The 20,980-nt window shown below is 62.0% G+C and carries 17 protein-coding genes; 8 read left to right on the top strand and 9 right to left on the bottom strand.

Going from position 1 to position 20,980, the window contains the following annotated elements:
* Positions 1 to 223 precede the first annotated feature (223 nt).
* Positions 224 to 409: a hypothetical protein gene (locus ACYZTK_RS10210; RefSeq protein ID WP_462014324.1), complete on the top strand. Its 186-nt coding sequence runs from the start codon at positions 224 to 226 to the stop codon at positions 407 to 409.
* Between the two features lie 49 nt (positions 410 to 458).
* Here ACYZTK_RS10210 and ACYZTK_RS10205 read toward each other — a convergent pair whose 3' ends face one another.
* From ACYZTK_RS10205 to ACYZTK_RS10165, 9 genes are all read right to left on the bottom strand, one after another.
* A complete protein-coding gene (locus ACYZTK_RS10205) occupies positions 459 to 2,321 on the bottom strand; it encodes an NAD(P)-binding protein (RefSeq protein WP_462014323.1) in 1,863 nt (620 codons plus the stop codon).
* A gap of 64 nt (positions 2,322 to 2,385) precedes the next feature.
* Positions 2,386 to 3,864 carry an APC family permease gene (locus tag ACYZTK_RS10200; protein ID WP_462014322.1) on the bottom strand — a complete coding sequence of 493 codons (1,479 nt, stop codon included), beginning with the start codon at positions 3,862 to 3,864 and terminating at the stop codon, positions 2,386 to 2,388.
* A gap of 257 nt (positions 3,865 to 4,121) precedes the next feature.
* Positions 4,122 to 5,546 carry a gamma-aminobutyraldehyde dehydrogenase gene (locus ACYZTK_RS10195; protein WP_462014321.1) on the bottom strand — a complete coding sequence of 475 codons (1,425 nt, stop codon included), beginning with the start codon at positions 5,544 to 5,546 and terminating at the stop codon, positions 4,122 to 4,124.
* 177 nt (positions 5,547 to 5,723) lie between these two features.
* The gene (locus ACYZTK_RS10190; RefSeq protein WP_462014320.1) at positions 5,724 to 6,551 is read right to left on the bottom strand and encodes an ABC transporter permease; all 828 of its coding nucleotides are present in this window, start codon (positions 6,549 to 6,551) and stop codon (positions 5,724 to 5,726) included.
* Positions 6,541 to 7,488: an ABC transporter permease gene (locus ACYZTK_RS10185; RefSeq protein ID WP_462014319.1), complete on the bottom strand. Its 948-nt coding sequence runs from the start codon at positions 7,486 to 7,488 to the stop codon at positions 6,541 to 6,543. Before ACYZTK_RS10185 ends, ACYZTK_RS10190 begins: the two co-directional genes overlap by 11 nt.
* Position 7,489: 1 nt before the next feature.
* The gene (locus tag ACYZTK_RS10180) at positions 7,490 to 8,527 is read right to left on the bottom strand and encodes an ABC transporter ATP-binding protein (protein WP_462014318.1); all 1,038 of its coding nucleotides are present in this window, start codon (positions 8,525 to 8,527) and stop codon (positions 7,490 to 7,492) included.
* Positions 8,528 to 8,703: 176 nt separating this feature from the next.
* Positions 8,704 to 9,855, bottom strand: a complete 1,152-nt coding sequence (gene ydcS / locus ACYZTK_RS10175; RefSeq protein ID WP_462014317.1) for a putative ABC transporter substrate-binding protein YdcS — start codon at positions 9,853 to 9,855, stop codon at positions 8,704 to 8,706.
* An 89-nt stretch (positions 9,856 to 9,944) separates the two neighbouring features.
* Positions 9,945 to 11,432, bottom strand: coding sequence for a gamma-aminobutyraldehyde dehydrogenase (locus ACYZTK_RS10170; protein ID WP_462014316.1), 1,488 nt, complete (start codon positions 11,430 to 11,432; stop codon positions 9,945 to 9,947).
* Between the two features lie 102 nt (positions 11,433 to 11,534).
* Positions 11,535 to 12,449 carry a LysR family transcriptional regulator gene (locus ACYZTK_RS10165; RefSeq protein WP_462014315.1) on the bottom strand — a complete coding sequence of 305 codons (915 nt, stop codon included), beginning with the start codon at positions 12,447 to 12,449 and terminating at the stop codon, positions 11,535 to 11,537.
* A 184-nt stretch (positions 12,450 to 12,633) separates the two neighbouring features.
* Between ACYZTK_RS10165 and ACYZTK_RS10160 the strand changes: the two genes are divergently transcribed.
* From ACYZTK_RS10160 to cheB, 7 genes are all read left to right on the top strand, one after another.
* Entirely contained in the window at positions 12,634 to 13,356 is a 723-nt protein-coding gene (locus tag ACYZTK_RS10160; protein WP_462014314.1) for a tellurite resistance TerB family protein, read from the top strand.
* Positions 13,357 to 13,544: 188 nt separating this feature from the next.
* Positions 13,545 to 15,167 carry a methyl-accepting chemotaxis protein gene (locus tag ACYZTK_RS10155; RefSeq protein ID WP_462014313.1) on the top strand — a complete coding sequence of 541 codons (1,623 nt, stop codon included), beginning with the start codon at positions 13,545 to 13,547 and terminating at the stop codon, positions 15,165 to 15,167.
* Positions 15,167 to 15,703 carry a chemotaxis protein CheW gene (locus ACYZTK_RS10150; protein ID WP_462014312.1) on the top strand — a complete coding sequence of 179 codons (537 nt, stop codon included), beginning with the start codon at positions 15,167 to 15,169 and terminating at the stop codon, positions 15,701 to 15,703. Before ACYZTK_RS10155 ends, ACYZTK_RS10150 begins: the two co-directional genes overlap by 1 nt.
* Entirely contained in the window at positions 15,700 to 16,968 is a 1,269-nt protein-coding gene (locus ACYZTK_RS10145) for a CheR family methyltransferase (RefSeq protein WP_462014311.1), read from the top strand. The genes ACYZTK_RS10150 and ACYZTK_RS10145 overlap by 4 nt, the downstream gene beginning before the upstream one ends.
* Positions 16,965 to 17,648: a chemotaxis protein CheW gene (locus tag ACYZTK_RS10140; RefSeq protein WP_462014310.1), complete on the top strand. Its 684-nt coding sequence runs from the start codon at positions 16,965 to 16,967 to the stop codon at positions 17,646 to 17,648. Before ACYZTK_RS10145 ends, ACYZTK_RS10140 begins: the two co-directional genes overlap by 4 nt.
* Positions 17,645 to 19,930, top strand: a complete 2,286-nt coding sequence (locus ACYZTK_RS10135) for a response regulator (RefSeq protein ID WP_462014309.1) — start codon at positions 17,645 to 17,647, stop codon at positions 19,928 to 19,930. Before ACYZTK_RS10140 ends, ACYZTK_RS10135 begins: the two co-directional genes overlap by 4 nt.
* Positions 19,927 to 20,937 (top strand): chemotaxis-specific protein-glutamate methyltransferase CheB, encoded by a 1,011-nt coding sequence (gene cheB / locus ACYZTK_RS10130; RefSeq protein WP_462014308.1) that lies wholly within the window; start codon positions 19,927 to 19,929, stop codon positions 20,935 to 20,937. Before ACYZTK_RS10135 ends, cheB begins: the two co-directional genes overlap by 4 nt.
* Positions 20,938 to 20,980: the final 43 nt, after the last annotated feature.

Here is a 20,980-nt window from a genome sequence, read left to right as displayed (position 1 = left end):
GGCAATGAAACAAGAAATGTCGGTGATTTTTCTGACAGACCGTTCTGAATTTGAGGGCATTTCTGCTTTTTTCGACTAATTACTCTAAAAACCCCTTTTCAGCGCCGATTAACTTTCTATTCTATGGGCATGACCGGTTTCTGCCCTTCAGGCCGGTGGCTGCGAAATTGGAAAGCGGCGATGGGTATTTAGGTTTTCTCTGACTTGTGAAAGGACGTCGTCCATGGCGAAAGTACAAGGTTTTACCGAAATGTTGGGGATATTCCCCTGCTTCAATGTCAGTCGTCGAAGGCGTCGATTGAGTTCGGAGGAAATGAAATTGGTGGAGCAATATCGCGACCTGTCGGAGAGCGACCGGATTGCGATGCGTTACCTGGTAGACGCGATGCGAACAGTGTCGCGGTTTTGACGAGGCAGGGGATCGGCCGTAACGAGAGTTACGGCCGAGTCTTTTGCGCTTACCCGATTTCCCCCACCGCTCGATACGCCTCATCAATCGCCGCATGCGCATACGCGCTCCATGCCGCGTCCGAGTTGGCGATGCTGACTCGACCGACTGGCTGACGCGCCAGGTTCATCAGTTTTTCGCTCTCATCCGAATCGTCGAACAGGCTGTTGGAGAAGTACGCGTAGCCGTGTGACCAGCGGTTGACCGTGATCGCCAGGATGTCGGTCTGGTGGTTGAAGCCGCCAGGGCCGAGCATGCGTTGCAGTTGATCGCGCAGTTGCGCTTCCAGTTGCTCGAACGATTGTCCGTACAGCCGACCGCGGCCGGCACGCGCCTGGTCGCGGGCGTTCATGCCGCTGTTGGGGCTGGTGGGCACGTAGACCATGTGCAGGCCGATGGGTTGTGTCGGATCGCGTGGGTGGTCGTAGCCGCCCATGCTCACCGGGTAGTCGAGCTTGATGCGACTGTAGGGTTGGGTCGCGGCATAGATTTCATGCACACCCAGTTTCTGGAACGACTGCCAGTTGCGGATCACCACCTTGGTGTAGACCAGCGGGAACTTCACGTTCTGGCTCAGCGCGTGGGACTGTTCGGCGGACAGGTCGCGCAGCAGGTAGGGGATGACCATGTTGTAGCAGGCCATGATGCAGTGTTTGCCTCGCACCTGGCTGAGCTGACCGCCGCGGCTGTAGCCGACGTTCACGCCGCTGCCAACGTTACGCACGCTGACCGCCGTGCTGTTCAGGCGAATGCGCACCGGGGCCTTGGGTTGGTCGAGCTTGGCGTAATCAAACGCGGCCAGCACCACATCGTCCATCGTATGCCCGGGTGCCACTGCCGGAATCAGGCTGCGCACCAGCAAGCGCGCAAGCGAGGCGTTGCCGTCGGGGAAGTGGTAGATGTAGGGCTCTTCCATTTCCGCCTTGGCTTCTTCGCTGATGGGCTGCAGATTCATCGCACTGAAGCCTGGGAAACCTACCGAATACGCGTCGGCAGCGGCGACGGCGTCGATGCTCAGTGCCATGAAGTCGTTGGTGCGACTCTGGAAGTACTTCACCGCCTGGGCCGAAAGTCCTACGTCCTTGAGCAGGAAATCCTGGTAGCTGGTGGCTTCCAGGTGTGCGGTTTTTTCCTCGATGGTCTTGCCGGTCAGGTAGTCCTTGGGCGTCGTGTGCAGGGCAATCAGCGCCTGGCGGTCGGCTTGCGGCAGCGGAAAATCGTTGATGAAATCGGTGATCGAACGTGCGTGGAGCTGGTCCGGTGCGATGTCGTCCGCGACCATCGGCGTTGGATCGCCACTGACCAGTTTGTCTTCGCCGAAGTTCTCCTTGTCGAAGAAGACAGCGCGGGACAAGCCCAGGTCGGGGTAGAACTGGCGGTCGAACGCGGTCTCGAAACGCTTGATGTCGACCCCGAGTTTTTTCAGCAGGCCGTTCACTTCCTTGCTGTACAGGTGATTGGGCGACTGGAAAGCTTCGCTGCCACCGTAGCCGATGATCGTGCGACCACCCGCGGAGAATTCGTTGCGCTTGGCGTGACCGCCAAAGTCGTCGTGGTTTTCCAGAATCAGGATGCGTGCTTTCGGATGTTTCTCACGGTAGAACCACGCGGCCGACAGACCGCTGAGGCCGCCGCCTACAACCACCAGGTCATATTCCTCGGCGATGGGCAGCTTGTCGGTATCGAAGACTTTCTTCTCCCAGCCCAGCTGGTGGGCTATTTCGAAGGAGCCTACGTGGCTCCCGCGCAGGCCGGTGAGGGCCGGAGGGTAGTAGCGTCCATCGGGGGCTGCCTGGAGAATCTGCAGTGGCGTCATGCCGGCAGCGATGGTGACTGCAACGCCGTTGAGGAAGTCGCGGCGGGTGATATCCATGGTCAATCCTTGTTGGTTTTGATAAATCGCCCCGGCACCCACACAGGTGTCGGGGCGAGAGCCGTTACCGGCTGACTTTCCAGGCATCGCCCGCAGGCGCGGTGCCGTGGTCGTAGGGTTTGGCGAGCCACATGTACAGCAGGCCCAGGCCGATGACGATGGCGGTGCTCAATACCATGGCGTAGTTGACGTACCACGCCGCATCCGGCGTGCGTGGCCAGGCCATGTTGATGATGGCACTGACACCATAGACCAGCGCACCGATATTGACCGCCCAGCCCCAGGCGCCCAGGGTGAATTTGCCACTCGGTTTCCAGCCTTTCATGCGCGCATACAGCGCCGCGAGCACGATCATCTGGAACGCCAGGTAGATGCCGATGGCCGCGAAGCTGACGATCGTGGCTACCGCGTCCTGCAGGAAAAAGCCCAGCACAATGATAAGGGCAGGCAGGACGCCGGACACGAACAGGGCCGCCACTGGAACCTGGGTCGTAGGAGAAATCTTCTTCAGCAGCGAGCTACCGACGACCATTTCATCCCGTGCGTAGGAGTACAGCAGACGACTCGCCGCGGCCTGCAGGCTGATGACGCAGGAGATGAAGGAAATCATCACTACGCCCATGACCATTTTCGAGCCCAGGGGACCGAAGGCATTGTTGAGGATGGTGCTGACCGGGTCCTTGTCGGTGCCGTTGATGACCGCCTGCATATCCGGCACGGCGAGGATCAGCGCCAGGCAGGCGAACATCGCCGCGATGCCGCCGATGTAGATGGTCATGCGCATGGCCACCGGAATCTGCTTGCTCGGGTTCGGGGTTTCTTCGGCGACATCGCCGCAGGCCTCGAAGCCGTAGTACAGGAACATCCCTGCCAGCGAAGCGGTGAGGAAGGCCGGCAGGTACGAGCCGTTGATGCTGATGTCGAAGGTGTTGGACAACACGCTGAGCGGTTGATGGCGCTCGAAGACGAGCAGGTAGACGCCCACGATCACCGCGCCGACCAGCTCGCACAGGAAGCCGAACATGGCGATCCGTGCCAGCACCTTGGTGCCGCTCAGGTTGACCAGGGTGGCGAACAGCGTCAGCACCAGCGCGATGACGATGTTGGTGTTGTTGCTCGGTTCAAAACCGAGCATGGCCGCCAGGTACGGGCCGGCACCGACTGCAACGGCCGCGATGGTCACGCACAGGGCGATGGAGTAGATCCAGCCGACCATCCACGCCCAGCGCTTGCCCACCAGGCGACGCGCCCATGGGTAGACGCCGCCGGAGATGGGGAATTGCGAGACCACTTCACCGAAGATCAGGCACACCAGCAACTGGCCGCAACCGACCAGCAGATAGGCCCAGAACATCGGCGGCCCGCCAGCGGCGAGGCACAGGCCGAACAGGGTATAAACCCCTACGACCGGAGACAGGTAAGTGAAGCCCAGGGCGAAGTTTTCCCAAAGGCTCATGCTGCGATTGAAGTTGGAGGTGTAGCCCAGCTTGCGTAGCTGCTCGGCATCGCTGTCGGCGGCGGAGAGATCGGGTGATGCGCTCATGATGTGTTGGCTCCGGAAAATCGGCAGATTTCGGATGTCCGAAACCGTGGCGGGGCCTTCGAGGCGCAGCCCGGATCGGTGGTTGTTGTTTTGGCTTCTTTGGTGTGTGGCCTGGTGGTGCGGGGTGCCGGTTTCTGCCTTGATACCGGGGGGACGCCATCGCGAGCAGGCTCACTCCTACAGGGGAGGGGTGCACCCCCATTTTGTGAATGTCCAAAAATCCTGTAGGAGTGAGCCTGCTCGCGATGCTTTTGCTTTTAGTGCTTGAACATCACATGCCGAACAACGGTGTAATCCTCCAGTCCATACATCGACATGTCCTTGCCATACCCAGACAATTTCTGACCGCCATGGGGCATTTCGCTGACCAGCATAAAGTGCGTATTGACCCAGGTGCAGCCGTACTGCAGGCGCGCCGCCAGGCGATGTGCGCGGCCGACGTCGGCGGTCCAGACCGATGAGGCCAAGCCGTAATCCGAGTCGTTGGCCCAGCCCAGCACCTGCGCCTCATCACTGAACCTGGTCACCGAAACCACCGGCCCGAACACTTCGCGACGGACGATCTCGTCGTCCTGTTGTGCGTCTGCCAGCACCGTCGGCTCGAAGAAAAAGCCATTGCCTTCCACCGCTTTGCCGCCGGTGATCAGGCGGATGTGCGACTGCGCCACGGCGCGTTCGACGAAGCCGGCCACGCGGTCGCGATGCTGCGCAGTGATCAGCGGGCCGAGCTCGGTCGCCGGGTCATCCTGCAGGCCATACTTGATGCTGCTGACGGCGGCACCGAGCTTCTCGACGAACTTCTCGTAGATGCCCGCCTGGGCATAGATGCGGCAGGCTGCGGTGCAATCCTGGCCAGCGTTGTAGAAACCGAAGGTACGGATGCCTTCCACGGCGGCGTCGATGTCGGCGTCGTCGAAGATGATCACCGGGGCCTTGCCGCCCAGCTCCATGTGCATGCGCTTGACGCTATCGGCGGTGCTGGAAATGATGTTCGAACCGGTGGCGATCGAGCCGGTCAGCGACACCATGCGCACTTTCGGGTGGGTAACCAGCGGGGCGCCCACCGTAGGACCGCGACCGAATACCAGGTTGAGTACTCCGGCCGGGAAAATGTCCGACGCCAGTTCGGCCAGGCGCAACGCGGTCAACGGGGTTTGTTCCGACGGCTTGAGGACCACGGTATTACCGGCGGCGAGGGCCGGAGCGATTTTCCAGGCGACCATCATCAACGGGTAGTTCCACGGCGCGATGGAGGCGATCACGCCCACTGGATCGCGGCGGATCATCGAGGTGTGGCCGGGCAGGTATTCACCGCCAGCCGAACCGCTCATGCAGCGGCTCGCACCGGCGAAGAAACGGAACACGTCGGCAATCGCCGGGATCTCGTCGTTCAGCGCGGCGCTGTAGGGTTTGCCGCAGTTGTCCGATTCCAGTTTGGCCAACTCCTCGCCGTGAGCTTCGATGGCGTCGGCGAGTTTGAGCAGCAGCAGCGAGCGGTCTTTCGGCGGGGTCTGCGACCAGCTGTCGAACGCCGCATCGGCGGCACGCACGGCGGCGTCGACCTGGGCTTCGCTGGCTTCGTTGATTTCCACCAGGACCCGGCCCAGTGATGGATTGAACACGGCTTGGGCCGGGCCTTCGCCGGCGATCAGTTGGCCGTTGATCAGGAGTTTGGTTTGCATGGGTTGGTCCTCTTCGGAACTGTTGTTTTGAACTGAAGGAACTGGTTCCAACTGTGGGAGCGGGCTTGCTCGCGAATGCGGTCTAACATTCAACATTTATGTTGGCTGACCCACCGCTTTCGCGAGCAAGCCCGCTCCCACAGGATTCGGTTCCGACATTTGGATTTGAGTTGTCGGTTACTTCCCGCCACTACCCGCAACACTCTCACCGCCGCGAGTCAGGTAATACGCGCCGAGGATCGGCAGCATGGTCACCATCATCACCAGCATTGCGACCACGTTGGTCACCGGCACGTCCCGTGGGCGGCTGAGCTGGTTGAGCAGCCACAGCGGCAGGGTGCGTTCATGGCCGGCGGTGAAGGTGGTCACGATGATTTCGTCGAACGACAGGGCGAACGCGAGCATGCCGCCGGCCAGCAACGCCGAGCCGAGGTTCGGCAGGACGATGTAGCGGAAGGTCTGCCAGCCGTCGGCACCGAGGTCCATCGAGGCTTCGATCAAGCTGTGCGAAGTACGGCGCAACCGGGCGATGACGTTGTTGTAGACGATCACCACGCAGAAGGTCGCGTGGCCGACGATGATGGTGAACATCCCCGGCTCGATCCCCAGCGTCTTGAACGTCGCCAGCAAGGCGATCCCGGTGATGATCCCCGGCAACGCGATAGGCAGGATCAGCATCAGCGAGATGCCTTGCTTGCCGAAGAAATCGCGCCGGTACAACGCCGCCGAAGCCAGCGTGCCGAGCACCATCGCGATCAGCGTTGCGATGGAGGCGATCTGCAACGACAGCTTGATCGCTTCCAGCACGTCGGGCCGCGAGAACGCCACGCCGATCCACTTCAGGGTGAAGCCCTTGGGTGGAAAACTGAATGCAGCGTCTTCGGTGTTGAACGCGTACAGGAAGATGATCAGGATCGGGAAGTGCAGAAATACCAAACCGCCCCAGGCTGCGATTTTCAACCCTAGAGAGGCTTTCTCCCCCTGCTTGTCAGAATTAGAGTGCATCGAAGGCCCCCAGGCGTTTGACGATGGACAGGTAAATGGCGATCAGCACGATCGGCACCAGGGTGAAGGCTGCGGCCATCGGCATGTTGCCGATCGCCCCTTGCTGGGCGTAGACCATGCTGCCGACGAAGTACCCCGGCGGCCCCACCAGCTGCGGCACGATGAAGTCGCCCAGGGTCAGGGAGAAGGTGAAAATCGAACCGGCGGCAATGCCCGGGATCGACAGCGGCAGGGTCACCTGCATGAACGTCTGGCGTGGCTTGGCGCCAAGGTCGGCGGAGGCTTGCAGCAGCGACGGCGGCAAACGTTCCAGGGACGCCTGGATCGGCAGGATCATGAACGGCAGCCAGATGTAGACGAACACCATGAAACGGCCCAGGTGCGAGGTCGACAAGGTACTGCCGCCAACACCCGGAATGCCCAGCACGAACTGCAGGACCGGCTCCAGCCCCAGGTGCTGGACGAACCATTGCGCCACGCCGCCCTTGGCCAGCAGCAACGTCCAGGCATAGGCCTTGACGATGTAGCTGGCCCACATCGGCATCATCACCGCGATGTAGAAAAACGCCTTGGTCTTGCCGGTGGTGTAGCGCGCCATGTAGTAGGCGATCGGGAAGGCCACGACGGCACTGGCAATCGACACGACAATCGCCATGCCCAGGGTGCGCAGGATGATGTCGAAGTTCGACGGCTGGAACAGGGCCGCGAAGTTCGCCAGGGTCAGGTCCGGCGTGACCGCCATGGTGAAGTCGTCGAAGGTGTAGAAGCCTTGCCACAACAGCGTCAGCAACGAGCCGAGGTAGATCGCGCCGAACCAGATCAGCGGCGGCACCAGCAGCATTGACAGGTACAGGTTGGGCCGGCGGTACAGCAGGTTGGCAAACCTGCGCAGCGGCGAGCCACCCGACGGGGTTTGCGAGATAGCCAAGGTGTTCATCTCACACCCCGCCGACTGCGTGGTCTTGCAGCGCGATCATCGCTTCCCGGGCCCAGCGCGCGGTGATCCGCTGGCCGGTCTGGTGCTGGGCGCTGATATCCAGCCATTGGTTGTTGGCCTGGCTGATGTTCAGGGTCTGGCCGTTTTCCAGCTTCAGTTCATAACGCGTGGCGCTGCCTTGGTACTGGATGTCGTGGAGCAGGCCGCTGACTTCGATCTCGTGGCTGGCCAGCGGGCCTTCGGCGAAGCGTACGTGTTCCGGGCGAATCGAAAACGGCTGTGGATTGCCGCTCAACTGCTGCGCCAGGTCGCCACGAATGACGTTCGAGGTGCCGACAAATTCGGCGACGAAAGTGGTCGCCGGCTTCATGTAGAGGTTGCGCGGGGTGTCGACCTGTTCGATGCGACCCTTGTTGAACACCGCAACCCGATCGGACATCGACAGCGCTTCGGTCTGGTCATGGGTAACGAAAATGAAGGTGATCCCGAGCTGGCGTTGCAGCTTTTTCAGCTCGCTCTGCATCTGCTCGCGCAACTTCAGGTCGAGGGCGCCCAGGGGTTCGTCGAGCAGCAAAACCCGAGGACGATTGACCAGGGCGCGAGCCAGGGCCACGCGCTGGCGCTGGCCGCCTGACAGTTGCACCGGCTTGCGCTCGCCGTAGCCACCGAGGGCAACCATATCGAGGGCTTCTTCGGCACGTTTCAGGCGCTCGGCCTTGCCCACGCCCTTGACCTTAAGGCCGTAGGCGACGTTGTCACGAACGTTCATGTGCGGGAACAGCGCGTAGTCCTGGAATACGGTGTTGACGTCACGCTGATACGGCGGCAGCCCGGCGGCTTCTTCGCCATGTATACGGATGGAACCTGCGCTCGGTTGTTCGAAACCGGCGATCAGGCGCAGACAGGTGGTTTTGCCCGAGCCGGAAGGGCCCAGCATGGAGAAGAACTCGCCGTCCTGGATGTCGATGGAAACCCGATCTACGGCTTTCACTTCGCCGAATAGACGGGAAACGTTGGTGAACTGGACTGCAAGCGTCATGGTGCGGTGCTCCGAAAAGGCGCGCTTTCTATAAATAAATTAAATCGAGTCCGCTGCGAAAAGATCGCAGCCTTCGGCAGCTCCTACGGGATTTGTAGAAGACGCCGCATTTGTGATGCCTGCGGTCGGCGTAGGAGCTGCCGCAGGCTGCGATCTTTTGATCTTGAGAGGGGGTGTTATCTGCCGCCCATGATCGCAATGTAATCCTGGGTCCAGCGGCTATACGGCACGAATTTGCCGCCTTCAGCCTGCGGGGTTTTCCAGAAGGCGATCTTTTCGAACTGGTCGAAACCGTTGGTCTTGCAACCCTCGGCGCCCAGCAGCTCGCTGCCCTGGCAGGCGGCCGGCACGGCTGGCAACGAACCGAACCAGGCGGCTACATCGCCCTGGACCTTCGGTTGCAGCGACCAGTCCATCCACTTGTAGGCGCAGTTCGGATGCTTGGCCTCGGTGTGCAACATGGTGGTGTCGGCCCAACCGGTGGCGCCTTCTTTGGGGATGGTCGAGGCGATCGGCTGCTTCTCGTTCATCAGGCCGTTGACCTGATACGGCCAGGCGCTGGACGCGACCACGCCTTCGTTCTTGAAGTCACTCATCTGCACGGTGGTGTCGTGCCAGTAGCGGTGGATCAACGGCTGCTGGGCGCGCAGCAGATCGAGCACGGCCTTGTACTGGGTTTCGGTGAGTTCGTACGGGCTCTGGATGCCCAGTTCCGGCTTGGCGGTTTTCAGATACAGCGCGGCGTCGGCGATATAGATCGGGCCGTCATAGGCCTGCACGCGGCCCTTGTTCGGTTTGCCGTCGGGCAGGTTCTGCGCGTCGAACACCACGTTCCAGCTGGTCGGCGCGGTCTTGAACACATCGGTGTTGTACATCAGCACGTTCGGCCCCCACTGATACGGGGTGCCATAGGTCTGCTTGTTGACCACGTACCACGGCGCATCCTTGAGGCGTGGGTCGATGCTTTTCCAGTTCGGGATCAGGTCGGTGTTGATCGGCTGAACGCGCTTGCCCACGATCAGTCGCAGCGACGCATCGCCCGACGCGGTCACCAGGTCGTAACCGCCCTTGGCCATCAGGCTGACCATCTCATCGGAGGTCGCAGCGGTTTTCACATTGACCTTGCAGCCTGTCTCCTTCTCGAAACCGGTCACCCAGTCATAAGCCTTGTCGCTTTCGCCCCGTTCGATGTAGCCGGGCCAGGCCACGATATCCAGCTGGCCTTCGCCGGCGCCGACGGCTTTCAGCGGTTCGGCGGCCTGGATACTGGCACTGGCCAGCAGCGCTGTGGTGATTGCACTGAGCAGTGCGGTCTTGTGCACGAACATGGGGTTTCCCTCTTCTTTAATTATGGTCGGGGCAGTTGGAACGGGGTCAAGCCAATGCCTTTACGGCTAATTGTTAGCGTAGTGCGCTTTTATAAATGCTGTCCGTGGCGGGCCATGATGTGCCGCACCACGCTGTAGTCCTGAAGCGAATCGCTGGACAGGTCCTTGCCGTAGCCCGAACGTTTCAGGCCGCCATGGGGCATTTCGCTGACCAGCATGAAATGGCTGTTGATCCAGGTGCAGCCGTATTGCAGGCGTGCTGCGACCTGCATGGCTTTGTCGAGGTTCTGGGTCCAGACCGAAGAGGCGAGGCCGTATTCCGAGTCATTGGCCCAGTCCACCGCCTGTTCCAGCTCATCGAAACGGGTCACGGTGACCACCGGGCCGAATACTTCGCGCTGGACGATTTCATCGGTCTGTTTGCAGCCGGCGAGCAGCGTTGGCTGGTAGTAGAAACCGGCGCCGGAATGCACTGCCGCGCCAGTCACTCGCTCAATGTGCGGCTGGCCGAGGGCGCGCTCGACAAAACTGGCCACGCGATCGCGCTGGCGAGTGCTGATCAGCGGACCGATCTCGTTGTCGGCATCGCGCTTGCCGGCGAAGCGCAGGCTGCTGACGGCGGCACCGAGCTCGGCCACCAGGCGGTCATGAATGCCGGCCTGGGCATAAATTCGGCAGGCCGCGGTGCAGTCCTGCCCGGCGTTGTAATAGCCATAGGTGCGAACGCCTTCGACCACGGCCTGGATGTCGGCGTCGTTGCAGACGATCACCGGGGCCTTGCCGCCGAGTTCGAGGTGCGTGCGCTTGAGGGTTTTCGATGCGGCCTGGAGGATCTTCTGCCCGGTGACGATATCGCCGGTCAACGACACCATGCGCACTTTCGGGTGGCTGACCAGATGACTGCCAACGCCTTCACCGCCGCCGCAAACAATGTTGATCACGCCCTGTGGCAGAATTTCAGCCAGGGCAGGGGCCAATGCCAGGATCGACAGCGGCGTGTGTTCCGAAGGCTTGAACACCAGGGTGTTGCCGGCGGCGAGGGCCGGGGCGATCTTCCACGCGGCCATCATGATCGGGTAATTCCAGGGCGCAATCGAGGCGACGACGCCGATGGGATCACGCCGCACCATGCTGGTGTAGCCCGGCAGGTATTCACCGCTGAGCTGGCCGGTCTGGCAGCGTACGGCGCCGGCGAAGAAGCGGAACACGTCAACGGTCGCGCTCAAGTCGTCCTGGCGTGCCAGGTGCAGGGGTTTGCCGCAGTTCAGGGATTCAAGACGGGCGAGCAGGTCGGCATTTTTTTCGATGGCGTTGGCGATTTCCAGCAGCAGCACCGAACGTTGCTGCGGTGTAGTTCGCGACCAGCTGGCAAAAGCGCGATGCGCCGCAAGCACGGCGGCTTCGACTTGCTCGGTGCTGGCTTCGGCAATGTGCGTCAGCACCTCACCGGTGGCCGGGTTGAGGATCGGTTCGACAAAGCCCTGGCCCGCGACTAATTCGCCATCAATCAACAACGCGGTGAATAACGGGGTCTGCGCGCCAGCCATTTTACGGGTTCTCTTTTCTTGTGTGGCCATGGTGCTCCCAGTGACTGGGGCCCGGCCGTCTTATATAGATGTAACAAGACTAGTCTGAGGCCCCGAGGTCGACAAATACTAAATACTGAAGGTGGCGTTCGATTAAATAGATGGCTTGCGCCCGCCGTGGGGTTGCTCCCGGGCGACGGTCAGGAATGGGTCCACCAGCGCAGGGCGCGCGGTGCCGCGACGCCAGGCAAGCCCGACATCGAGGGTCTGGCTCAGGTCGGCAATCGGGCGCGCTTCGATGATGTCGCCCTCCAGCGACCAGGGGCGGTAGGTCATGTCCGGCTGGATCGACACCCCCAGGCCGGCAGCCACCAGGCTGCGCACCGCTTCAGTGGAGGCGGTTTTCAGCGTGATGCGCGGTTGCAGGCCGGCGCTGCACCACATGCGGTGGGCGTTTCGGTCCATTTCATCAACGTTCAGCTGAATCAGCGGTTCGCGCGCGACGTCGGCCAGGTTGATGCTGTCGTGTTCCAGCAACGGGTGCTGGGCCGGCAGCCAAAGGCGATGGGGTGAATGGGTCAAGACTTCGGTTTGCAGGGCGTGGCGATCTTCGAGGTTGGAAAGGATCAACACGCCTACATCGATCTCGCCGCTGACCAGCAGATGCTCGATATAAGGCCGCTCATCCTCCATCACGCGGATTTCCACATTGGGGTAGGCGCGCTGGAAGCGGGTGAGCAGGTCTGCCAGGTAATAACCGGCGACCAGGCTGGTCACGCCGATGATCAACTGCCCGGCCACTTGGTCGGTGCTCTGCTGCAAGCTGCGCTTGGCGTTGTCCACCGTCGCCAGAATCAGGTGCGCCTGACGCAGGAACTGGTGCCCCTGGTGGGTCAGCGTCATGCCCTTGGCGTGGCGGTTGAACAGGCTCACGCCAATCTCCTGCTCCAGTTGCTGGATCGCCAGGGTCAGCGTGGACTGGGAAATGAAGGCGGTTTGCGCGGCGGCGGAAATCGAGCCGGTTTCAGCCACGGCGATGAAATGACGGATCTGACGCAAGGTCATCATGAAAAAGTACCCGGTGGGCGTTATTTTTAGATTTGAGCCAGTGTATATCTTTTTTTCTGATGGCCTGAGTGTGGTCGCCGGACATATGCAACATCTGGAAGCACTCTCGCAGCAGGGCCTGGGGCACTTTCGATCTAGGCTGATGGCCTTATTGGTCCGATAGACCGAATGTTTGGAGGCGCACATGATTACCCGTGGATTGCTCGACCAACTGCTCAAGTCCGGCCAGGACCTGTTGAAAAACAAGGCCGGGGGCTCTCACAACAAGTCATCCAGCGGCGGATTGGGCGGTTTGCTCGGTGGTTCCGCAAGCTCGGGTGGCCTCGGCGGCCTGCTCTCGGGCGCCGGTGGTGGCGCACTGGCTGCCGGTGCCATGGGGCTGTTGATCGGCAACAAGAAAGTTCGCAAGGTCGGCGGCAAGGTAGCCATATATGGCGGCCTCGCGGCGCTGGGGGTCATTGCCTACAAGGCTTATGGCAACTGGCAGGCGCAGCAGGGCACCGCACCGAAGCAAGAGCCGCAAACCGTCGACCGCGTTCCGCCAGCCCAGGTCGAGCAGCACAGTCAGGCGATCCTCAAGGCGCTGGTGGCGGCGGCCAAGGCCGATGGCCATGTCGATGAGCGCGAGCGTGAGCTGATCGAAGGCGAATTCATCAAGCTCGACAACGATCAGGAATTGCAGCATTGGCTGCATGCCGAGCTAAACAAGCCACTGGACCCAACCGACGTCGCCCGCGCCGCCAGCACCCCGGAAATGGCCGCCGAGATGTACATCGCCAGCGTGCTGCTGGTGGATGAGGAAAACTTCATGGAGAAGTCCTACCTCGATGAACTGGCCCGCCAGCTCAAGCTTGAGCCCGGTTTGAAGGCCGAGCTGGAGAAACAGGTACGCCAGGCATCACTGTAAACACCCTTCTCAAATGATCGCAGCCGTAGGAGCTGCCGAAGGCTGCGATCCTTTGATTTTCTACCTCCATGACCATTCATCCCGGTGTCAATCTCACCAGGATGAGAACTGGTGCGCATCCGTCTTATAAATGACACACCGCCCTCGGCTATACTCCGCAGCATTTGAAACGGCCCCGAGGACTGACTGTGAAGAACTGGACGTTGCGCCAACGCATTTTGGCGAGCTTTGCGGTAATTATCGCCATCATGTTGCTGATGGTCATCGTCTCCTATTCGCGGCTGCTGAAGATCGAGGAAAGTGAAGCCAGCGTGCGTGAAGATGCACTGCCGGGCGTGTATTACAGCTCGATGATCCGAGGCGCCTGGACTGACAGTTACCTGCGGACCCAGCACATGCTCGGCCTCAAGGAGGGTCAGGGGGTCAGTGCTGCGGACGAAGACGAGTTCAACACCTTCGAAGTCCATTTGCAGGAGCAGATGAGCAACTATCGCGGCACGGTCACCACGGACGAGGACAAGCTCGAGTACGCCGCCTTTGAAAAACTGCACCAGGACTACTACAAGCTCCTGGTCGCCGTGCTCGACTTGCACAAGCGCAACCAGGAAGCCGAAGCGATCCGCATGTTCGACGAGCAACTGACTCCTGCCTGGAAAGCCGGGCGAGTAAAGCTCAATGACATCATCCGTCAGAACAAGGCGGTAGCCGATCAGGACATCATCGCCATCGACAATGCGGTGGTCACTGCCAAGATCATCATGGGCATCTCCCTGCTGATTGCGGTGCTGGCCGCGGGCCTGTGCGGCCTGCTGCTGATGCGCGCCATCATGGCGCCGATGAACCGCATCGTGAAAATCCTTGAAATCATGCGCACCGGTGACCTCAGCGGTCGTCTCAACCTCGACCGCAAGGATGAGTTTGGCGCCGTGGAAACCGGCTTCAACGACATGATGACCGAACTCACCGCGCTGGTATCGCAAGCCCAGCGCTCGTCGGTGCAGGTAACCACTTCGGTGACTGAAATCGCCGCTACTTCCAAGCAGCAACAGGCCACCGCAACCGAAACCGCGGCCACTACCACCGAGATCGGTGCGACCTCCCGGGAAATCGCTGCCACCTCGCGGGACCTGGTGCGCACCATGACCGAAGTCTCCACCGCCGCCGACCAGGCCTCGGTGCTCGCCGGTTCCGGCCAGCAAGGCCTGGCGCGCATGGAAGACACCATGCATTCGGTGATGGGCGCTGCGGATCTGGTCAACGCCAAACTGGCAATCCTCAATGAGAAGGCCGGCAACATCAATCAGGTGGTGGTGACCATCGTCAAGGTGGCCGACCAGACCAACCTGCTGTCGCTCAATGCCGCTATCGAAGCGGAAAAAGCCGGTGAGTACGGCCGCGGTTTTGCCGTGGTCGCCACTGAAGTCCGACGCCTGGCAGACCAGACCGCCGTGGCCACTTACGACATCGAGCAGATGGTGCGCGAGATTCAGTCGGCGGTATCGGCGGGCGTGATGGGCATGGACAAATTCTCCGAGGAAGTGCGCCGCGGCATGTCCGAGGTGCAACAGGTGGGCGAACAGTTGTCGCAGATCATCCACCAGGTCCAGGCGCTGGCACCGCGGGTGCTGATGGTCAACGAAGGCATGCAGGCCCAGGCGACTGGCGCGGAACAGATCAACCATGCGCTGGTGCAGTTGGGTGATGCCAGCAGCCAGACCGTCGAGTCCCTGCGCCAGGCCAGTTTCGCCATCGACGAACTGAGCCAGGTGGCCGTGGGGCTGCGTGGCGGCGTGTCGCGATTCAAAGTCTGATGAGCGACCTTGCGGCCAGACGCGGCGCCGTGGTGCCGGCCAAGCAGTCCCTGTTCCTGGTGTTTCGCATTGGCGACGAACGTTATGCCGTGCAGGCGATCGAGGTGGCGGAAGTGCTGCCGCGCGTGCCATTGAAGCCGATCGCCAAGGCGCCGGCCTGGGTCGCGGGGGTGTTTGCCTATCGCGGTGCGGTCGTGCCGGTGATCGATCTCAGCTTGCTGACCTTTGGCCAGCCGGCACAGGCACGTACCAGCACGCGGCTGGTGCTGGTGCATTACCGGGTTGCTGAAACCGCGCAGGCGCAACTGCTCGGGCTGATCCTCGAACAGGCCACCGACACCCTGCGCTGCCACGCTTCGGAATTTCAGCCGTACGGCCTGGACAATCGCCAGGCGCCGTACCTGGGGCCAGTGCGCGAGGATGCCCAGGGTTTGCTGCAATGGGTGCGGGTCGCCGATCTGCTGGATGACTCGGTGCGGGCGCTGCTGTTTCCATCGCCGCCGCTGGATCCGGCCCTGCTTGAGGAGCGCTCATGAGCAGCGACCAGCGATTTTTCGATTTCCTCAAGGAGCGTATCGGTCTCGACGTGACGTCCGTGGGGCCGGCGATCATCGAGCGCGCCGTGCGCCAGCGCAGCAGCGCGAACAATGCCCTGACTGCCGACGAGTACTGGCACCGCCTGCAAGGCTCGCGTGACGAGCAACAGGCGTTGATCGAAGCGGTGATCGTGCCCGAGACCTGGTTCTTTCGTTACCCGGAATCCTTCGCCACCCTCGCGAAGCTGGCAGCCAGGCGCCTGGCCGAGATCAACAACATGCGCGCCCTGCGCATCCTCAGTTTGCCGTGCTCCACCGGCGAAGAACCGTACTCGATTGCCATGGCGCTACTCGATGCCGGGCTCAAGCCGCATCAGTTCAAGGTCGAAGGCATGGACGTCAGCCCGTTGTCGGTGGAAAAAGCCAAGCGCGCGGTGTACGGAAAAAACTCGTTCCGTGGCCAGGACATCGAATTTCGCGAGCGTTATTTCACCCCTGAAAGCGACAGCTATCGCCTCGACGAGCGCGTACTGGAACAGGTGCGGCTGGAGGTTGGCAACCTGCTCGATCCGACGCTGCTGGCCAATTTGCCTGCGTATGACTTTGTGTTCTGCCGCAATCTGCTGATCTATTTCGACCTGCCGACCCAGCAGCAGGTGTTTGAAGTATTGAAGCAGCTGACCCATGTCGACGGCGTGCTGTTTATCGGCCCGGCCGAGGGCAGTCTGCTGGGACGTTTTGGCATGCGCTCGATCGGCATCCCGCAGTCATTTGCCTTCAGTCGCCAAGCCGCGCCTGAGCCTGCTCCGGCATTTGTTCCTGCGCCAAAACCGTTGCCGCAGCACCAGCCAGTGCGCAGCGTGATCCCCGCGCCAACGCGCAGTCGTCCCTTTGCAATCCAGGCTGCGCTGCCAGTCGTGGCCAAAGCCCAGACGCCAACCTCGACCTTGCTGGCGAACATCGCCGCGCTGGCCAACGAAGGCAAGAGCGCCGAAGCCCGGGCCGCGTGCGAAAGCTACCTGCGCAGCCACGAACCGGTAGCCCAGGTGTTTTACTGGCTGGGCTTGCTCAGTGATATCGCCGGCAGCGCCCTCGAAGCCCAGGGCTTTTATCGCAAGGCGTTGTACCTTGAACCGCAACACCCCGACGCGTTGATGCACCTGGCGGCCTTGCTGCAATCCCAGGGCGATACGGCGGGTGCCAGACGATTGCAGGACCGCGCCGCCCGCAGCGAGCGCGCCGTTGACAGTGAGCGTAAACGATGACCGCTTCCGACACCTTGAGCGTCACCCATGCAGATGCCCAGGCCATCGACGACTGCTGGAACCGCATCGGGGTCCACGGTGACAAGTCCTGCCCGCTGCTGAGCGAGCATATTCACTGCCGCAATTGCCCGGTGTATTCCGCTGCCGCCACGCGTTTGCTCGACCGCTACGCGTTGCAGCAGGAAGACCGCGCGCAGCTCTCCAGCGCCGTCGAGAGCGAGGTGAAAACCCGTTCGCTGCTGATGTTCCGGCTCGGCGAAGAGTGGCTGGGACTGGCCACCCGCACCCTGGTGGAAGTTGCACCGTTGCAGGCGATTCACTCGTTGCCGCATCAACGCTCCCAGGCCCTGCTCGGCGTGGTGAATGTGCGCGGCGCGCTGGTGGCGTGCCTGTCGCTGGTGGAGCTGCTCGGCCTCGACGCAGTCAACAGCGTACTGCCAGGCGCGCGAGTGATGCCGCGCATGTTGATTATCGGCGCCCACGGCGGGCCGGTGGTGGTGCCGGTGGACGAAGTGGACGGGATTCACGCCATCGACGAGCGGGTCCTGGAGGCGGCGTCCCGTTCCGGCACCCAGGCCAGCAGCAAGTACACCCATGGCGTCTTGCAATTCAAGGGTCGCAGCCTGCGCTGGCTGGATGAAGAGCAACTGCTGTCCGCCGTGACCCGGAGCCTCGCATGACCCCCGAACAGATGCGCGACGCCTCGTTGCTGGAACTGTTCAGCCTGGAAGCCGAAGCCCAGACCCAGGTGCTGAGCACCGGCCTGCTGGCCCTTGAGCGCGACCCGACCCAGGCCGATCACCTCGAATCGTGCATGCGTGCCGCCCACTCGCTCAAGGGCGCCGCGCGAATTGTCGGCGTGGATGCCGGGGTCAGCGTTGCCCACGTCATGGAAGACTGCCTGGTCAGTGCCCAGGAAGGCCGCCTGTACCTGCGACCGGGACACATCGATGCCTTGCTGCAAGGCACCGACCTGCTGATGCGTATCGCTACTCCCGATAATGCGCCGGGCACCACCGACATCGAGGCTTATGTGGCGTTGATGGGGTTGTTGCTCGACCCGCTGGCGCTGGCGGCTCCGATCAGCACGCCCATCGCGCCATTCATGGCGGAGCCGGAACCGGAGGCGCCGCTAATCGAAGTGCCGATTATTGAGCCATTGCCGGCGGCTCCCGCCGAGCCACTGCTGAAAAATCGCCGCACCACCGAGAACGGCGAGCGGGTCCTGCGGGTCACGGCAGAACGCCTGAACAGCCTGCTCGACCTGTCGAGCAAATCCCTGGTGGAGACCCTGCGGCTTAAACCGCACCTGGCCACCATGCAGCGCCTCAAACGCATGCAGAGCAACGGCCTGCGCGCGCTGGAAAATCTCAATGTGCACCTCAAGGATCAGACCTTGAGCCTGGAAGCCCAGGAAGCCCTCGACGATGCTCGCCGGCTGCTGGCGGAATCCCAGCAGTTGCTGGTGGAGAAAAATGCCGAGCTGGACGAGTTTGCCTGGCAGGCCAGTCAACGCGCCCAGGTGCTGTACGACACGGCGCTGGCCTGTCGCATGCGGCCGTTCGCCGATGTGCTGACCGGTCAGGTGCGGATGGTCCGTGACCTTGGGCGCAGCCTTGGCAAACAGGTGCGCCTGGAAATCGAGGGTGAGAAGACCCAGGTCGACCGTGATGTCCTGGAAAAACTCGAAGCGCCACTGACCCACCTGCTGCGTAACGCCGTCGACCACGGCATTGAATCCCCTGAACAACGGTTGCTGGCGGGCAAGCCTGCTGAAGGTTTGATCCGCCTGCGCGCCTCCCACCAGGCCGGCCTGCTGGTGCTGGAGCTGAGCGACGACGGCAACGGCGTCGACCTGGAGAAAGTCCGGCGCAGCATCATCGAACGCCAATTGTCTCCGGCCGAAACCGCCGCGCAGTTGAGCGAAGAGGAGCTGCTGACGTTCCTGTTCCTGCCAGGCTTCAGCCTGCGCGACAAGGTCACCGAAGTCTCCGGCCGTGGCGTCGGCCTGGACGCGGTGCAGCACATGGTCCGCCAGTTGCGCGGCGCGGTGGAGCTGGAGCAGACGGCGGGCGAGGGCAGTCGCTTCCATCTCGAAGTGCCGTTGACGCTGTCGGTGGTGCGCAGCCTGGTGGTGGAAGTCGGTGACGAGGCTTATGCCTTCCCGCTGGCGCACATCGAACGCATGTGCGACCTCGAACCGGCCGACATTGTGCAGGTCGAGGGCCGCCAGCACTTCTGGCATGAAGGCCGGCATGTCGGCCTGGTCGCCGCCAGCCAGCTGTTGCAGCGCCCTGCGAGCCAGGGCAACCAGCAGACGCTGAAGGTAGTAGTCATCCGCGAGCGTGAGGCGATTTACGGGGTGGCCGTCGAACGATTCATCGGTGAGCGGACCCTGGTGGTCCTGCCGCTGGATGAGCGATTGGGCAAAGTGCAGGACATTTCTGCCGGGGCCCTGCTCGATGACGGATCGGTGGTGCTGATTGTCGACGTCGAGGATATGCTGCGTTCCGTGGACAAACTGCTCAATACCGGGCGCCTGGAGCGTATTGCGCGCCAGGGCAATCAAGTGGTCGAAGCGGCGCGCAAGCGCATTCTGGTGGTCGACGATTCCCTGACCGTGCGGGAACTGCAGCGCAAGCTGTTGCTCAACCGTGGCTACGACGTGGCCGTGGCGGTCGACGGCATGGATGGCTGGAATGCCCTGCGTTCGGAGGATTTTGATCTGCTGATTACCGATATCGACATGCCGCGCATGGACGGCATCGAGCTGGTGTCGTTGTTGCGGCGCGACAACCGCCTGCAATCGCTGCCGGTGATGGTGGTGTCCTATAAGGATCGCGAGGAAGATCGCCGTCGTGGACTGGACGCCGGAGCCGACTATTATTTAGCCAAGGCCAGTTTTCATGACGATGCCCTGCTCGATGCAGTGGCTGAGCTCATCGGAGGAGCACGGGCATGAAGATCGCAATCGTCAACGACATGCCCATGGCGGTAGAGGCTCTGCGCCGCGCCTTGGCATTCGACCCAGCGCATCAGGTGATCTGGGTCGCCAGCAATGGCGCCGAGGCGGTGCAACGCTGCGCCGAGAACACTCCGGACCTGATCCTGATGGACCTGATCATGCCGGTGATGGATGGCGTCGAGGCCACCCGCCGGATCATGGCCGAAACCCCCTGCGCGATTGTCATCGTCACCGTCGACCGCCAGCAGAATGTCCATCGGGTGTTCGAGGCTATGGGCCATGGCGCGCTGGACGTGGTCGACACCCCGGCACTGGGGGCCGGCAACGCCCAGGAGGCGGCGGCACCGCTGTTGCGCAAGATCATGAACATCGGCTGGCTGATCGGCGACAAGGGCAACCTCGAGCGCCCGGCCCCCAGCCCGCTGCGCAGCGCGGGTTCGCGCCAGCGCCTGATCGCCATTGGCTCGTCCGCCGGCGGGCCCGCCGCCCTGGAAGTATTGCTCAAGGGCCTGCCACGGGATTTTCCGGCGGCCATTGTCCTGGTGCAGCACGTTGACCAGGTGTTCGCCGCCGGCATGGCCGAATGGCTCAGCAGTGCCAGCGGCCTCAACGTGCGCCTGGCCCAGGAAGGCGAGCCGCCGCAAACCGGCACGGTGCTGCTGGCCGGCACCAACCACCATATTCGCTTGTTGAAGAACGGCACGCTGGCGTACACCGCCGAACCGGTCAACGAGATCTACCGGCCCTCGATCGATGTGTTTTTCGAAAGTGTGGCCAGTTACTGGAACGGCGATGCCGTCGGTGTTTTGCTCACCGGCATGGGGCGAGATGGCGCACAGGGGCTTAAACTCATGCGCCAACAGGGCTACCTGACGATTGCGCAGGACCAGCAAAGCAGCGCGGTGTATGGCATGCCCAAGGCGGCTGCGGCCATCGACGCGGCAGTGGAAATTCGTTCGCTGGACAAGATAGCGCCCCGATTGCTGGAGATTTTCGCCAAATGAAGACCTTTATCAGCAGTCCGGGCCCAAGTAGTACTCAGGTGAT

The sequence above is a fragment of the Pseudomonas sp. LB3P31 genome (genome assembly GCF_054897945.1).
The sequence above is the reverse complement of the archived record's forward strand: the minus strand, read 5'-3'. Positions and strand labels throughout refer to the sequence as shown.